We start from the raw sequence: 15381 nt of genomic DNA on the forward strand, positions 1-15381 counted from the left end.
CAGCCCGGACAGCAGTGGACAAGCTCCGGACAGTCACCCTACGCAACGGCTCGGTCACTGTTCACGGTGGGCGAGGGCAGCCACCCTCGGTGAGGTGAACCAGATCGACGCCACTCAACTCGCCACCCACTCCGCTCACTTCCGGGCCCTGTTGTCCGCCACTCCACGTGGTGCGCGGCTCGCCCGGCTGCTCGCCGTCGAGTGGATGCGCACGAGGGAGGAGCTGCCGAACGGCGTGACCGAGGCTGCCGCGCAGCTCGTCGCGGAGCTCGCGGCCAACGCCGCCACGCACGGCCGCGTGGCGGGCCGGAGCTTCCGGCTCGTACTGCTCGTCCGCGAGGACGCCCTGCGGATCGAGGTGACGGACACCCGGGCCGACGCCCTGCCCCGCCGCATGCCGCCGTCACCTTGCGCGGACTCCGGCCGGGGGCTGCTCCTCGTCGAGGCGCTCGCGGACCGCTGGGGCGTCGGGCTCGACGCCGCCCCGCAGAAGACCGTATGGGCGGAACTCGACCTCCCGCGGCCCTGACCTGGGGAACCACTCAGTCACCGGAGTCCGGGAACGTGGACTCCGGTGGAGCCGCCGGTCTCCCCAAGGAACGAAGAGAGAGAAAGAAACCCCACCAAACCCCACCCCTCCTCCCCCTCGGCGAGCCACTCACTCACGCGAGTGAAAAAGACCAACTTGGCTGGCTTTGGGTTGGGTTGCTTGATCTACGCTCAGCGCGACACACCACATCACCACGGACATACGTCGGCCCCCGCCGGGAGTGCGAATCCCAGTGCGGGGGCCTGACCACCAAGGAAGAAGCAGCTTCCCGATGGATACCCCGAACAGTAGCGTGCGCCCGCACGCCCCCGCCCGTGGCGACGGGAAAAACCACCCCTCCCAGCGAGCCCGCAAGGCCACGCGCCGCGGTGGCGTCATCCACGACAACTTCCGCCACGCCACCCGCTTCACGGTGATCGGCAACCACCTCGCCCAGCACACCGAGCTGTCGCTCCTCGCGATCGGCCTGGCCGTCCACATCCAGTCGCTCCCCAGCGGTGCCCAGGTCGACATCGAGACGCTCGCCGGCCGCTTCCCCGAGGGCAAGACCCGGATCGCGGGCGCCCTGCGGGAGCTGGAGACCCACGGCTATCTGCGCCGGACCCGCATGCGCACCGACGGCGGCAGGATCGTCACCCGGACGGTCTCCTGCAACCAGCCCGGCCGCACCGGCGCCACGGAGGAGCCGAAGCCCCGCCCCCGGCGGAACACCGACGAGCGGGCCCGCCGCCGCGCGCTGCCCGCCGTGCCGCAGCCCGCGTACCCGGCGCCCGACCTCCTGCGGACCGCCCTGGAGGTGCTCTCCGGCCTCCGCCGCGAGGACCCCCGCCTCCTGCTCTCCGCCACGGAGGCCGAGCACCTCGTCCCGGGCGTCGCCGCGTGGCTCGAACGCGACCTCACGCCCGAGGCCGTCCAGCACGCCTTGACCACCGGCCTGCCACCGGAACCGCTGCACCGCCCCGCAGCCCTGCTGGCCCACCGCCTCACGGCCCAGCTCCCGCCCCTGCCACCCTTCCGCGCACCGGACGCACCCGCGCCCGCCCGGCATCCGCTGCAGAACTGCGACATGTGCGACCGCGCCTTCCGCGGCTCGGAGCCGGGCACCTGCGGGCCATGCGCCGCAGGGCGGTCGCTCCGCGCATGAAAGAGCCCGGGATCCGAGGATCCCGGGCCTTCAGGCAGTCGGTGCGCGTGCCTACCGCGCCGCGTCCGGGTGCACCGCGTCGGTGACCGGGCGGGCCTCGGACGGCTTGTCCTTCACCACCGGCTTGCGCAGCTGGATGTTCAGCTCGCGCAGGCGGGCCTCCTCCAGCTCCGTCGGGGCGCCCATCATCAGGTCCTGGGCGTTGCCGTTCAGCGGGAAGGCGATCGTCTCGCGGATGTTCGGCTCGTCCGCGAGGAGCATGACGATGCGGTCGACGCCCGGGGCGATGCCGCCGTGCGGCGGGGCGCCGTACTGGAAGGCCTTGAGCATGCCGGTGAACTCGCGCTCGACGGTCTCGCGGTCGTAGCCCGCGATCTCGAACGCCTTGAACATGATGTCCGGCTCGTGGTTCCGGATCGCGCCGGAGGACAGCTCGACGCCGTTGCAGACGATGTCGTACTGCCAGCCCAGGATGTCCAGGGGGTCCTGGGTCTCCAGGGCCTCCAGGCCGCCCTGCGGCATCGAGAAGGGGTTGTGCGAGAAGTCGATCCGGCCGGTCTCCTCGTCCTTCTCGTACATCGGGAAGTCGACGATCCAGCAGAAGCGGAAGACGTTGTCCTCGAAGTGGCCGGCCCGCTTGGCGGCCTCGACGCGGACCGCGCCCATGATCTTGGAGACCTCGTCGAACTCGCCGGCGCCGAAGAACACCGCGTGGCCCGGCTTGAGGCCGAGGCGCTCCACGAGCGTCGCGACGTCGTCCTCGGTGAGGAACTTCGCGATCGGGCCGGTGAAGGCCATGTCCTCGCCGACGCGGATCCAGGCCAGGCCCTTCGCGCCGTGCTCGACGGCGAACTCGCCGAGGGAGTCGAAGAACTTACGGCTCTGGTCGGCCACGTCCGGCACCGGCAGCGCCCGTACGTGCTTGCCCGCGAACGCCTTGAACCCGGAGTCGGCGAACACGTCCGTGATGTCGACGAGCTCCAGCCGGGCACGCAGGTCCGGCTTGTCGGAGCCGTACTTCAGCATCGCCTCGCGGAACGGGATCCGCGGGAACGGCGAGGTGACGTGGCGGCCGCCGCCGAACTCCTCGAACAGCTCGGTCATCAGCTTCTCGACCGGCTGGAAGACGTCCTCCTGCTCGACGAAGCTCATCTCGATGTCGAGCTGGTAGAACTCGCCCGGCGAGCGGTCGGCGCGGGCGTCCTCGTCGCGGAAGCAGGGCGCGATCTGGAAGTACCGGTCGAAGCCCGAGATCATCAGCAGCTGCTTGAACTGCTGCGGCGCCTGCGGCAGGGCGTAGAACTTGCCGGGGTTCAGGCGGGACGGGACGACGAAGTCGCGCGCGCCCTCGGGCGAGGTCGCGGTGAGGATCGGGGTCGCCATCTCGTTGAAGCCGAGGGCCGTCATCTTCTGGCGCATGGCGGAGATGACCGCGGTGCGCAGCATGATGTTGCGGTGCATGCGCTCGCGGCGCAGGTCGAGGAAGCGGTACTCCAGGCGGCGCTCCTCGTTGACGCCGTCGTCCGTGTTGATCGTGAACGGCAGCGGGGCGGACGCGCCGAGGACCTCGACGTCGGAGACCTCGACCTCGACCTCACCGGTCGGCAGGTCGGCGTTGATGTTCTCCGCGCCGCGCGAGACGACCTTGCCGTCGACGCGTACCACCGACTCCTTGGTCTGCTTGTCCAGCGCCTCGTACGCGGCGGTGCCGGGCCGGGCGACCAGCTGCGTGATGCCGTAGTGGTCGCGCAGATCGATGAAGAGGATGCCGCCCAGGTCGCGCCGATTGTGCAGCCAGCCGCTCAGCCGGACGTCGGTGCCGACGTCAGAGGCGCGGAGCTCGCCGCAGGTGTGGGACCTGTACCGATGCATCGTCGTTCATCCAGTCTTCGGGATAGGGGTACAACTCGACCCGTCAAGGGTACCGGCCGCGTCACGGCGGGGTTCCAAGATCGAACGGTGGCGTGCGGTCGGCTCGTCTTCTTAGAGTGGGGCAATGCGTACCGAGGACGTCCTGGCCGCCATCGCGACCGGCCTGTGGCGCTGGGACAACGCGACCGGGGTCGTCACGCTCGACGCGGAGGCGGCCCGGCTGCTCGGCCTGCCCGCCGAGCCGGTGGAACTGACGGAGGCCGCCGTGCGCTCCCGCTTCCACCCGGTCGACTGGAACGAGATCGACGGGGTCGTGAACCTCGCCGTCGCCGAGGGCACCCTCGCCGAGGCGCGCCTGCGGATCATGGACGGGAACGGCCGGGTGATCCGTACGGTGCGCAGCCGTTCCCGGCCCTTCGTCGACGGCACCGACTACCAGCTCGTCGGCACGCTCCAGGAGGTCGCCGAGCCGCAGCCCGGCACAGCCGCGCGCACGCCCGTCACCGGTGACTGGCGCCGCTCTCGGGAGGCGTTCCTGCTGGACGCGGGGCGGGCGCTGGCGGAGGCGCGGTCGACGGCGGAGGTGCTGCGGGTGGCCGCGTCGCTGTCGATGCCGGGCTTCTCGCCGGACGGCCTCGCGGTGTTCGGCGTCGCGGGCGACCGGCTGACGATCATCGGGCACCACGGGCATGATCCGGGTGACGACGGCCCGTTCACGGACATGGCGCTGGACACGGACTACCCGGCGGCCGAGGTCGTACGGACCGGCCGGGCGATCTACCTGCCGTCGCCGGAGGAGTACCGCACCCGCTTCCCGGCGACCTGGCCCCTGGCGCAGCGGTTCGGCAGGGAGTCGTGGGCGTTCCTGCCCCTCATCGTCGCCGGGCGCACGATGGGCGCCTGGATGGCGGCCTTCAAGCACACGGTCGCCTTCACGCCGGACGAGCGGTCCGTGCTGACGACCGTGGCCCGGATGCTGGCGCAGGCGCTGGCCAGGGCGGGAGTGGCCGAGTCGGAGCGGGAGCTGTCGCTGGGGCTGCAGCGCACGATGATGCCGGTGCTCGGCCCGGCGATCCCGGGCATGGAGGTGGCCGCGCGGTACGTGCCGACGGGCGGCGGCCTCCAGGTCGGCGGCGACTGGTACGACATGATCCAGCTCCCGGGCGGGCGTATCGCCCTGGTCATCGGCGATGTGCAGGGGCACGACGTACGGGCCGCGGGGCTGATGGGCCAGCTGCGGATCGCCCTGCGCGCGTACGCCTCCGAGGGCCACCGCCCGGACGCCGTGCTGTCACGGGCATCGCGCTTCCTGTACGGCATCACGGACGGGGCCGCGGGCGACCACGGGGACCACGGCGGGCGCTTCGCGACCTGCCTGTACCTGGAGGTCGACCCGGCGACGGGCTCCGTGGACATCGCGCGGGCGGGGCACCCGGACCCGGCGATCCGGATGGCCGACGGCACGGTGGTGCTGCGGCCGACCGACGGCGGGCTGCCGCTCGGCATCGTCCCGGACACCGACTACCCGACGACCCGGTTCACGCTGGAGCCCGGCGAGACGCTGATGATCTGCACGGACGGGCTGCTGGAGACCGGCGGGCACGACCTGGAGTCCGGCTGGGCGCGGATCCGCAAGCTGCTGGAGCAGCACGTGTCCACCGATCCGCTGGAGGTGCTGGCCGACAGCCTGGTGCAGGCGGTCCACGGGCCGGGCTCGCACCACACGACCGGGCCGTTCGCCGACCGGCGCGAGGACGACATAGCGGTGCTGCTGCTGTCCCGGACGGACGGCGTGGCGTCGCAGCGGCGGGCCGCCCGGCGCACGGCGCTGACCGTGGCGCAGGCGGAGCCGGAGCGGATCGCGGCGGCGCGGCAGCAGCTGCGGGAGCTGCTGCACGACTGGGCCGACGAGGAGCAGGTCGACGCGGCGGTCCTGATGGTCTCCGAGATGCTGACGAACGTGCTCGTGCACACGGACGGCAACGCGCTGCTCGTCGCGGAGGCGACGGGCGAGCACGGTGCGCGCCGGCTGCGCGTCGACGTGGCGGACGCCAGCGACGAACTGCCCCACAAGCGCCGCCCGGGCGAGATGGCCTCGTCGGGCCGCGGCCTGGTCCTGATGGAGGTGCTGGCGCACGCGTGGGGCGTGGACCCGAGGGGCGAGGGCAAGTCGATCTGGTTCGAGCTGTACGAGGGTCCGGGGACGGAGGGGGCCACGGGGGCGGCCGGGGCCATGGGGCCGGCCGGGGAGACCGGGGGCCGCGGGGGCGGCTGATTCCGGCGGGGCGGCCGGGGCCGACGAGGCGGACGGGCCCCGGCTCAGCCACGGGGCGGGCGGAGCCGACGGGGTCAGCGGGGGCCGGGCCCGCAAAGCCGGCGGGCCCCGGATGAGCCACCGGGCCAGCGAGGCCACCGGGGGCGGGCGGAGCCGACGGAGCCCAAGGGGCTTACGCGGCTGAAGGGGCCGGCAAAGCCGCCGGGGCCAGCGGGGCCGGGCCCGCGCAGCCCGCCGGGCCGACGAGGCCGCCGGCGCCCGCGCAGCCACCGCGCCCGCGCAGCCGCCGGGCCGACGAGGCCGCCGGCGCCCGCGCAGCCGCCGCGGCCGCGCGGCCACCGCGGCCGCGCGGCCACCAAAAGCCAGCGGCGGCACCCTCTACGACGGAGTCGACACGCCGCCCGCGTAACGTCGGCGCAGCTCGCCGAGGACCCCGAACGCGGCGGCCGTCAGCGGCACCGCCAGCAGCATGCCGAGGATGCCCGCGACGGACGCCCCGGCGGTGATGGTGAGCATGACGACGGCCGGGTGCATCTGGACCGTGCGGGACTGGATCACCGGCTGGAGCACGTGCCCTTCGAGGAGCTGGACGGCGAGGACGACGCCGACCGCCCACAGCGCGATCACCCACCCTCGGTCGGCGAGCGCGACGAGGATGGCCACCGCGCCGGAGATGAAGGCGCCGAGGTAGGGGATGTACGCGCCGACGAAGACGAGCGCGCCGAGCCCGACGGCGCCGGGGACGCGCAGGACCAGCAGCCCGACGGTGATGAGGACGGCGTCGATCAGGGCGATGAACGTGGTGCCGCGCATGAAGCCCTCCACGGCGCCGAAGGCGCGGCGCGCCATGGCTTCGGCGTGGTCGGCGCTGCCGTGCGGCACGAGGGAGCGCAGGGCGTGCACGGCGCGGGCGGAGTCGCGCAGGAAGAAGAAGACGAGCAGCAGCGCGAGGACCGCCATGGCGATCACCTGGCCGACGACGCTCAGTCCGCTGATGACGCCGGTCGCCGCCGTGCCGCCGAACTTGCCGAGCAGTTCCCTGGCGTTGGCGGCGAGGTCGTCCAGCGAGGTGCCGGCGGCGCCGAGGTGCCGGGTGAGGTCGGTCGCCGCGCGGCGCAGCGAGGTGACGATCTGGTCGCCGGTGTCGATGAGGGCCTTGACGATGACGTACGTCGCTCCGCCGACCACGACGAGGACGGCGGCGCAGGTCAGTCCGGCGGCGAGGGAGCGGTTGACCTTCATGGCGACGAGCCGCCGGTGGAGCGGCCCGAGCAGGGCCGTACCGAGCAGGGCGAGCAGGACGGGCGTGACGGCGGTGCGGAAGGTGACGCACAGCCACACGCCGACGGCCGCGACGCCGGTCACGAGCAGCGCGACGGCGCACCAGGCGGCGAGGCGCCGGACGGGCTCGGGCAGCAGCGTGTGCACGCCACCACCGCACCACGCCCGGCCGGCGCCCGCCCGTGGACGGGACCCGGCCGGGTGAGGCTGCGTCAGCTGTCCTGCGGACCGCCGGGCTTCATGCCGTGCACGGCCGGGACCGTGCCCAGCCGGCCCCTCTGGAAGTCGTCGAAGGCCTGCTGGAGCTCTTCCCTGGTGTTCATGACGAACGGGCCGTAGTGGGCCATCGGCTCACGGATCGGCTGCCCGCCGAGCAGGACGACCTCCAGGTCGGGGGTGTGGGAGTCCTGCGTCTCGTCCGCCCGGACGGTGAGCGAGGACCCGGCGCCGAAGACGGCGGTCTGGCCCATGTGGACGGGACGGCGTTCGGCACCGGCCGAGCCCTTGCCCGCGAGTACGTACGCGAGGCCGTTGAAGTCCTCCCGCCACGGCAGGGTGATCTCCGCGCCCGGCGCCAGCGTGGCGTGGATCATGGTGATGGGCGTGTGGGTGATGCCCGGGCCCTGGTGGCCGTCCAGCTCACCGGCGATGACGCGCATCAGCGCGCCGCCGTCGGGGGAGGTGAGCAGCTGGACGTTGCCGCCGCGGATGTCCTGGTAGCGGGGGGCCATCATCTTGTCCTTGGCCGGCAGGTTCACCCACAGCTGCAGCCCGTGGAAGAGGCCGCCGGAGACGACGAGGTGCTCGGGCGGCGCCTCGATGTGGAGCAGGCCGGATCCGGCGGTCATCCACTGGGTGTCGCCGTTGGTGATGGTGCCGCCGCCGCCGTTGCTGTCCTGGTGGTCGAAGATCCCGTCCAGGATGTAGGTGACGGTCTCGAAGCCGCGGTGCGGGTGCCACGGGGTGCCCTTGGGCTCGCCGGGCGCGTACTCCACCTCGCCCATCTGGTCCATCATGATGAACGGGTCGAGATAGCGGTAGTTGATGCCGGCGAACGCGCGGCGCACCGGGAAACCCTCCCCTTCGAACCCGCTGGGTGCGGTGGTCACGGCCAGCACGGGCCGCGCCGTGGCGTCGGCGGGCGCGCCGACACGGGGCAGGGTGAGCGGGTTCTCGACGGTTACGGCAGGCATGACGGGTCCTCCTCGGGCCGGTGCTGCTCCCAGATTAGTTGAACAATGAACTTCCTGCCACTGGAACACGGGTATGCCTCCGGGCATTCCTCCTCCCGCACGCGGCCGCGTCCGGCCGGATACCTTCCCCGGACACGCCGGAGCCCGGCCGGTCACCCCTCAGGGGTGCTCGGCCGGGCTCGGTCCCATCAGCTCCGGGCGGGTCGGTCGGACCACCGGGCCGGGCCGGGCCGTCGTCAGCTCGGCTCCGGCTCCGGCTCCGGCTCCGGCTCAAGCTCCAGCCCCAGCTCGAGCTCCAGCTCCAGCTCCAGCTCCAGCTCCGCGACTGTCTCGCCTTCGCTCTTCTCGCCGGTGGGACGGAAACCCAGCTTCAGGTAGAACTCCTCGGGGCCGCCCTCCCCCTCCGTCCACGTCACCGTCACACGTGTCCCGCCGCGCCGGCGGACTTCGTCGGCCACGGCCCGCACCGCGAAGCGGCCGTACCCCTTGCCCTGCTCGTCGGCGGCGACGGCCAGGCGCCACAGCCCGGAGCGCGGCCGGTCCTGCGGGTCGTCCGGGTCGAAGCGGACGTCGAAGAAGCCCATCACGAAGGCCACGACCCGGTCGCCGTCGAGGACGAGGCGCGGCCAGGCGGTGTCGGGCTGCGCGTAGGCCTCGGCCAGCGACTGCGCGACCGGAGCGACGAAGCGCTCCTGGCCGGGGCGGACGGTCAGGCGGCAGGCGGCGAGGACGTTGTCGGGGGTGATCTTCTCCAGCCGGAGCGTTGTCGTCATGCGCCGCACCCTAGGAGCGCGGCGGAGGCCCGTCTCCCGGATTACGCGCCGGGCGGCGGCTCTCAGCCGTACATCCGCCGCATGGCGAAGTCGACCATCTGCTCGACGGCCTTGGCGTCGAAGACGATCCGGTGGTCGCCCTCCATGTCGAGGACGAAGCCGTACCCGGTGGGCAGCAGGTCGATCACCTCGGCGCCGGTGATCACGAAGTACTTGGACTCCTTGCCCGCGTACCGGCGCAGCTCCTTGAGGGAGGTGAACATGGGGATCACCGGCTGCTGCGTGTTGTGCAGCGCGAGGAAGCCGGGGTTGTCGCCGCGCGGGCAGTAGACCTTCGACGTGGCGAAGATCTGCTGGAAGTCCTCCGCGGACAGCGATCCGGTGGTGAACGCCCGCACGGCGTCGGCGAGCGAGGGCGGCGACGGCTCGGGGTACAGCGGCGGCTGCTGCGCGTACCCCTGCTGGGGCGGGGCGTACTGCTGCTGGGCGCCCTGGTTCTGGTCGTAGCCGTACATGGCCACCAGGGTACTGAGTACGAACCCGGCTCGTGGGCCCACCACCGGCCTGCCCCGCCGCACCGGCCCCTTTCGGACAGCGGGCGGCACGGCCGGGATGCCGCCCGCCCGGCCGCGGCCCGACGGGGAAGGCGGCGTGCGCGAGCGGCAAGGACCGTCCGGTGCGGAGCCCCCGGGAAACATCGCCCGCGCCGCCGGGGGCGTAACGCGTCACAGATCGCCCGATAGGGGTTGCTCTTATTACCGACGGGTAGCATCATCGTAGCTACTTGCTGGTACGTGTACGAGGATCCTGCCTCCCCGAGCCTTACGGAGCCGTCGCCATGGGGCACTACAAGTCGAATCTCCGCGACATCGAGTTCAACCTCTTCGAAGTCCTCGGGCGCGACAAGGTGTACGGCACCGGTCCGTTCGAGGAGATGGACGTCGACACCGCGAAGAGCGTCCTGGACGAGATGCGCCGCCTCGCCGAGAACGACTTCGCCGAGTCCTTCGCGGACGCCGACCGCAACCCGCCGGTCTTCGACCCGGAGACGAACACCGCACCGATCCCCGAGTCCTTCAAGAAGTCCTACAAGGCCTTCATGGACTCCGAGTACTGGCGTCTCGGCCTGCCCGAGGAGATCGGCGGCACCACCTCGCCCCGCTCCCTCATCTGGGCCTACGCGGAGCTGATCCTCGGCTCGAACCCGGCCGTGTGGATGTACTCCTCCGGCCCCGCCTTCGCGGGCGTCCTCTTCGAGGAGGGCAACGAGGTCCAGAAGCAGATCGCGCGGATCGCCGTCGAGAAGCAGTGGGGCTCCACCATGGTCCTCACCGAGCCGGACGCCGGCTCGGACGTGGGCGCCGGCCGCACCAAGGCCGTGCAGCAGGAGGACGGCTCCTGGCACATCGAGGGCGTGAAGCGCTTCATCACGTCCGGTGAGCACGACATGTCGGAGAACATCCTCCACTACGTGCTGGCCCGCCCCGAGGGCCACGGCCCCGGCACCAAGGGCCTGTCGCTGTTCCTCGTGCCGAAGTACCACTTCGACTGGGAGACCGGCGAGCTCGGCGAGCGCAACGGCGTGTACGCCACGAACGTCGAGCACAAGATGGGCCTCAAGGCGTCCAACACGTGCGAGATGACCTTCGGCGACCAGCACCCCGCCAAGGGCTGGCTGATCGGCGACAAGCACGACGGCATCCGCCAGATGTTCCGCATCATCGAGTTCGCCCGCATGATGGTCGGCACGAAGGCCATCGCCACCCTGTCCACCGGCTACCTCAACGCGCTGGAGTACGCCAAGGAGCGCGTGCAGGGCCCGGACCTGGCGAACTTCATGGACAAGACCGCCCCGAAGGTCACCATCACGCACCACCCCGACGTGCGCCGCTCGCTGATGACGCAGAAGGCGTACGCGGAGGGCATGCGCGCCCTGGTCATGTACACCGCCGCGGTCCAGGACGAGATCCAGATCAAGGAGGCGGCCGGCGAGGACGCCAAGGCGCTGCACGGCCTGAACGACCTGCTGCTGCCGATCGTCAAGGGCTACGGCTCCGAGAAGTCCTACGAGCAGCTCGCCCAGTCGCTCCAGACCTTCGGCGGCTCCGGCTACCTGCAGGAGTACCCGGTCGAGCAGTACATCCGGGACGCCAAGATCGACACCCTCTACGAGGGCACCACGGCGATCCAGGGGCAGGACTACTTCTTCCGGAAGATCGTCCGCGACCAGGGCGCCTCGCTGAACACGCTGGCCGAGGAGATCAAGAAGTTCCTCGCGCTGGGCACCGGCGGTGACGAGCTCGCCCCGGCGCGCGACGCGCTCGCCAAGGCGGCCGTCGACCTGGAGGGCATCGTCGGCGCGATGCTGACCGACCTCACCGCCACCGGCGAGGACGTCAAGAACATCTACAAGGTCGGCCTCAACACCACCCGCCTCCTCATGGCCTCCGGTGACGTGGTCGTCGGTTACCTGCTGCTGCGCGGTGCCGCCGTCGCGGCCGAGAAGCTGGAGACCGCCTCCGCCAAGGACAAGGCGTTCTACCAGGGCAAGATCGCGGCCGCGAAGTTCTTCGCCGCCAACATCCTGCCGGGCGTCTCGGTCGAGCGCGCCATCGCCGAGGGCGTGGACAACTCCCTCATGGAGCTGGACGAGGCCGCGTTCTAACCGGACGCGCCCTGGTCCCCGGCGGCCTGCTCCCCGGTTCCCGGAGGGCGGGCCGCCCCCCTGTGCCCCACGGGGCACCACGCAGACGACCGCGCCGGCCGCCGCGCCGGCACGGTCACGCGGCCGACGTCACCGCGGGCCCGCCCGGTCTCACCGGGCGGCGCACCGCCGGTGCCGGGCCGGTATCGCGGCGCGCGTGAGCAGAGCCGCAGCCGTCACCGGCAGGATGTCGCCGAGGCGCACGGGGTCCCGGTCGGGGGATCCCGTCGCCGCGGCCGCGCACGCGCCGCACAGCGGCATCATGAGTTCGGCGGTCCATTCGGCGCCTGGGGCCGCGCACGCGGCGCAGTCGGGAACGGGGGCGAGCGTGCGGGTGCGGGTGGAGCCGGTCGTCGTGGTCACCAGGACACCTCCGGTCGCAATCGGCTGACTGGTTCCGATCGTCGCAGCCACCACTGACAATCGGCCTGGGTCCGTCCGGGCCCCGGCCGTAAGGTGACGTCATGCGCAGCTCTCCCGCCCGCTTCGACCGCGGCCACACCGACGACCTGATGACCTTCCTGGCGGCCTCGCCGTCCCCGTACCACGCCGTCGCGAACACCGCGGACCGGCTGGAGAAGGCCGGCTTCGAGCAGCTCGACGAGACCGCGGCCTGGGACGGGACGGCCGGGGGCAAGTACGTGATCCGCGCCGGCGCGATCATCGCCTGGTACGTGCCGGAGGGCGCGGCCGCGCACACCCCGTTCCGCATCATCGGGGCGCACACCGACTCGCCGAACCTGCGCGTCAAGCCCCGCCCGGACAGCGGTGCGCACGGCTGGCGCCAGGTCGCCGTGGAGACGTACGGCGGCACGCTGCTCAACACGTGGCTCGACCGCGACCTGGGCCTGGCCGGCCGGCTGACCCTGCGCGACGGCACCCACCGGCTGGTGAACGTGGACCGGCCGTTGCTGCGCGTGCCGCAGCTCGCCATCCACCTGGACCGGCAGGCCAACGAGGGCCTCAAGCTGGACCGCCAGCGGCACATGCAGCCGATCTGGGGCCTGGGCGACGACGTCCGCGAGGGCGACCTCATCGCCTTCGTCGCGGGCGAGGCGGGTGCGGCCGCCGACGACGTGGCGGGCTGGGACCTGATGGTGCATTCCGTCGAGGCGCCCGCCTACCTGGGCCGGGACCGCGAGCTGGTCGCCGGGCCGCGCATGGACAACCTGCTGTCCGTGCACGCGGGCGCCGCCGCGCTCGCCGCCGTGGCGGCCCTGGACGACCTGGCGTACATCCCCGTCCTGGCCGCCTTCGACCACGAGGAGAACGGCTCCGAGTCCGACACCGGTGCCCAGGGCCCGCTCCTCGGCACGGTCCTGGAGCGGTCGGTCTTCGCGCGCGGCGGCGGGTACGAGGACCGGGCGCGCGCCTTCGCGGGGACGGTGTGCCTGTCCTCGGACACCGGCCACGCGGTGCACCCCAACTACGCGGAGCGCCACGACCCGACGCACCACCCGCGCGCCAACGGCGGCCCGATCCTCAAGGTGAACGTCAACCAGCGGTACGCGACGGACGGCAGCGGCCGGGCCGTCTTCGCGGCGGCCTGCGAAAAGGCGGGCGTGCCGTGGCAGACCTTCGTCTCCAACAACGACATGCCGTGCGGCACGACGATCGGGCCCATCACCGCCGCGCGCCACGGAATCCGGACCGTCGACATCGGTGTGGCGATCCTGTCCATGCACAGCGCACGTGAACTGTGCGGCGCTGACGACCCGTTCCTGCTCGCGAACGCGCTGACGGCATTCCTGCGCGACTGACGAGTCACCGGAGAATAACGGTTATGCGGTGGCGCCCCGGCCTGTTTAGGATGCACAGGCCGGGGCGCTTTCTTCGACCACAGCACATTTCTCTCGTATGCGCCCCATTCATCGTCCGGGGGGACGCACACACGTGAAGCGCAGCATTTCTCTCGCCCTGTCCACGTCCGTGGCACTGGGCGCCCTCGCGGTGCCGGGCACCGCGTTCGCCGCACCCGCCGGGCCGGCCGCCAAGCGGGTCGGCGGGCACACCACCGAGTTCGGTCACCTCTTCGTCGACGACCTCACGGCCGACAGCGACGTGACCGCCATCAGCGCCGTCGTCCACAAGAGCGGTGACGACACGGCCCTCGCCACCGCCGTGGACTTCCAGCTCGCCTCCGGCAGCCGGAAGTCGGGCGACTGGACCACCAAGGACGAGGTCAGGCTCGCCGCCGCCGACGCGTACTCCGTCGACCTCGTCGTCAAGGAGGCCGACGGCGACGAGACGATGCTGAAGAACGCCGGCACGTACGACTACACCGCCAAGCGGTACTTCGCGGAGTTCGGCGTCGACAAGCCGCACCCCACCCTGGACGACCAGAAGGTCACCGCCCAGGGGCGGCTCCTGCAGTGGCAGCCCGTCACGCACGAGCGCACCCCGGTGGCGGACGTCCCGGTCACCATCCGCGACACCACCTTCTACGACTGGACCAGCACCGTCACGACGGACGCCGACGGGCGCTTCTCCCACTGGTTCATCGCGGGGCGCGGGCCGGTCCCCGTCCACGCGTCCCAGGGGGGTGTCCGCAGCGCGACCGTCACGGTGACGCCCAAGGCGCTGCCGGCCCGCATCACCCTCGACCAGAAGTCCTTCAGCGGCACCTACGGCGCGCCGCTGAAGGTGACGGGCAAGGTCGAGTACCAGTCCGAGGACGGCACCTGGAAGACCACCGACTACGCCGACGTGAACGTCGAGGACGACGAGGGCCGGTTCAACGGCCTCGACGCGACCGACGGTGACGGCCGCTTCAGCATCGACGCCCGGGTGCCGTACAGCGGTACGAAGCTGCGGGCGCGCGCCAGTTACGGAGGCTGGTTCGCCAACGAGCCGGTCGTCCCGCTGACCGTGCGCACCCTCGCGACCACCAAGGTCGAGAACTTCGAGATCAAGCTCAACCCCTACCACGAGCTGACCGTGAACGGCCGGGTGGAGATCGAGGGCGCGCCGCTGCCGCACCGCACCGTCGACATCCACGTCTCGCCGAACGGCAAGGACGGCTGGAAGAAGCTCAGCACGGTCTCCATGGGTACCTGGGGCTCGCAGTTCCTGAACACCGTGAAGGCGCCGCCGACCGGCTACTACCGGGCGCACTACACCGGCGGCCCGAACGTCCCGGCGGCCACCTCCACGGTGCTGTACGCGGGGCGCGCGGAGACCCGTATCAAGGACTACAAGGTCGCGCCCGCCGCGGTGAAGAAGGGCGGCTCGGTGAAGATCACCGGCACCCTGCTGCACCGCACGCCGAGCTGGAAGGCGTACAGCGGCAAGAAGGTCATCATCTACTTCCGCCCCAAGGCCCACCCGAAGCAGTCGTTCCACGTGACCACGGTGAAATCCGCGGCCAACGGCACCTTCACGACGACCGTGAAGGAGCGCGGGGACGGCTGGTTCTTCGCCCTGCACCAGGACGCCGACGACCAGCACCTCGTGAACCAGGAAGTCGCGGGCTTCGTCGACGTCAAGTGACGCCGCCCGAATGACGCGTGACCAGCGCTGAATTCGCGGCAGGAACCCTGCGCGACGCGCGCCGGCCCCCGTATGATGCGGGAGTTCGGCGCGCGTCGCC

The 15381-nt window shown here is 71.8% G+C and carries 12 protein-coding genes; 6 read left to right on the forward strand and 6 right to left on the reverse strand.

The annotated features are described in order from the left end of the window. The first annotated feature begins 94 nt into the window (after positions 1-94). On the forward strand, positions 95-529 hold the full coding sequence (locus ACIA79_RS18225) for an ATP-binding protein (protein WP_399429307.1): 435 nt from the start codon (positions 95-97) through the stop codon (positions 527-529). 292 nt (positions 530-821) lie between these two features. Next, the gene (locus ACIA79_RS18230) at positions 822-1694 is read left to right on the forward strand and encodes a helix-turn-helix domain-containing protein (RefSeq protein ID WP_399429308.1); all 873 of its coding nucleotides are present in this window, start codon (positions 822-824) and stop codon (positions 1692-1694) included. Positions 1695-1745: 51 nt separating this feature from the next. Here the strand turns inward: ACIA79_RS18230 and aspS are convergent, their stop codons facing one another. Then, on the reverse strand, positions 1746-3566 hold the full coding sequence (aspS, locus tag ACIA79_RS18235) for an aspartate--tRNA ligase (RefSeq protein ID WP_399429309.1): 1821 nt from the start codon (positions 3564-3566) through the stop codon (positions 1746-1748). A 124-nt stretch (positions 3567-3690) separates the two neighbouring features. Here aspS and ACIA79_RS18240 point away from each other — a divergent pair, with 124 nt between their 5' ends. Next, positions 3691-5841, forward strand: a complete 2151-nt coding sequence (locus ACIA79_RS18240) for a SpoIIE family protein phosphatase (RefSeq protein WP_399429310.1) — start codon at positions 3691-3693, stop codon at positions 5839-5841. Between the two features lie 378 nt (positions 5842-6219). On the opposite strand, the gene ACIA79_RS18245 is transcribed toward ACIA79_RS18240, so the two are convergent. The 4 genes from ACIA79_RS18245 to ACIA79_RS18260 form a co-directional block, all read right to left on the reverse strand. Further along, on the reverse strand, positions 6220-7269 hold the full coding sequence (locus tag ACIA79_RS18245) for an AI-2E family transporter (protein ID WP_399429311.1): 1050 nt from the start codon (positions 7267-7269) through the stop codon (positions 6220-6222). Positions 7270-7334: 65 nt separating this feature from the next. Beyond that, entirely contained in the window at positions 7335-8315 is a 981-nt protein-coding gene (locus ACIA79_RS18250) for a pirin family protein (protein ID WP_399429312.1), read from the reverse strand. Positions 8316-8551: 236 nt separating this feature from the next. Beyond that, positions 8552-9088 (reverse strand): GNAT family N-acetyltransferase, encoded by a 537-nt coding sequence (locus tag ACIA79_RS18255; protein ID WP_399429313.1) that lies wholly within the window; start codon positions 9086-9088, stop codon positions 8552-8554. 62 nt (positions 9089-9150) lie between these two features. Beyond that, entirely contained in the window at positions 9151-9603 is a 453-nt protein-coding gene (locus ACIA79_RS18260) for an SseB family protein (RefSeq protein WP_031072101.1), read from the reverse strand. A gap of 323 nt (positions 9604-9926) precedes the next feature. Here ACIA79_RS18260 and ACIA79_RS18265 point away from each other — a divergent pair, with 323 nt between their 5' ends. Further along, a complete protein-coding gene (locus tag ACIA79_RS18265; RefSeq protein ID WP_399429314.1) occupies positions 9927-11753 on the forward strand; it encodes an acyl-CoA dehydrogenase in 1827 nt (608 codons plus the stop codon). Positions 11754-11903: 150 nt separating this feature from the next. On the opposite strand, the gene ACIA79_RS18270 is transcribed toward ACIA79_RS18265, so the two are convergent. After that, complete coding sequence (locus ACIA79_RS18270) at positions 11904-12155, reverse strand: hypothetical protein (RefSeq protein WP_399429315.1); 252 nt, start codon at positions 12153-12155, stop codon at positions 11904-11906. A gap of 101 nt (positions 12156-12256) precedes the next feature. On the opposite strand from ACIA79_RS18270, the gene ACIA79_RS18275 reads away from it, so the two are divergent. Further along, positions 12257-13552, forward strand: a complete 1296-nt coding sequence (locus tag ACIA79_RS18275) for a M18 family aminopeptidase (protein ID WP_399429316.1) — start codon at positions 12257-12259, stop codon at positions 13550-13552. A 133-nt stretch (positions 13553-13685) separates the two neighbouring features. Beyond that, the gene (locus tag ACIA79_RS18280; RefSeq protein ID WP_399429317.1) at positions 13686-15281 is read left to right on the forward strand and encodes a hypothetical protein; all 1596 of its coding nucleotides are present in this window, start codon (positions 13686-13688) and stop codon (positions 15279-15281) included. The last annotated feature ends 100 nt before the right edge of the window (positions 15282-15381 follow it).

This window comes from Streptomyces sp. NPDC051310, assembly GCF_044455245.1.
In the GTDB taxonomy this organism is placed as follows: Bacteria; Actinomycetota; Actinomycetes; order Streptomycetales; family Streptomycetaceae; genus Streptomyces.

What these genes read in the sequence shown, in the direction of transcription:
- ACIA79_RS18240 (WP_399429310.1), top strand. Translation starts at nt 3,691, where the DNA reads ATGCGTACCGAGGACGTCCTGGCCGCCATCGCGACCGGCCTGTGGCGC.
- aspS (WP_399429309.1), bottom strand. Translation starts at nt 3,566, where the DNA reads ATGCATCGGTACAGGTCCCACACCTGCGGCGAGCTCCGCGCCTCTGAC.
- ACIA79_RS18230 (WP_399429308.1), top strand. Translation starts at nt 822, where the DNA reads ATGGATACCCCGAACAGTAGCGTGCGCCCGCACGCCCCCGCCCGTGGC.
- ACIA79_RS18255 (WP_399429313.1), bottom strand. Translation starts at nt 9,088, where the DNA reads ATGACGACAACGCTCCGGCTGGAGAAGATCACCCCCGACAACGTCCTC.
- ACIA79_RS18260 (WP_031072101.1), bottom strand. Translation starts at nt 9,603, where the DNA reads ATGTACGGCTACGACCAGAACCAGGGCGCCCAGCAGCAGTACGCCCCG.
- ACIA79_RS18250 (WP_399429312.1), bottom strand. Translation starts at nt 8,315, where the DNA reads ATGCCTGCCGTAACCGTCGAGAACCCGCTCACCCTGCCCCGTGTCGGC.
- ACIA79_RS18265 (WP_399429314.1), top strand. Translation starts at nt 9,927, where the DNA reads ATGGGGCACTACAAGTCGAATCTCCGCGACATCGAGTTCAACCTCTTC.
- ACIA79_RS18275 (WP_399429316.1), top strand. Translation starts at nt 12,257, where the DNA reads ATGCGCAGCTCTCCCGCCCGCTTCGACCGCGGCCACACCGACGACCTG.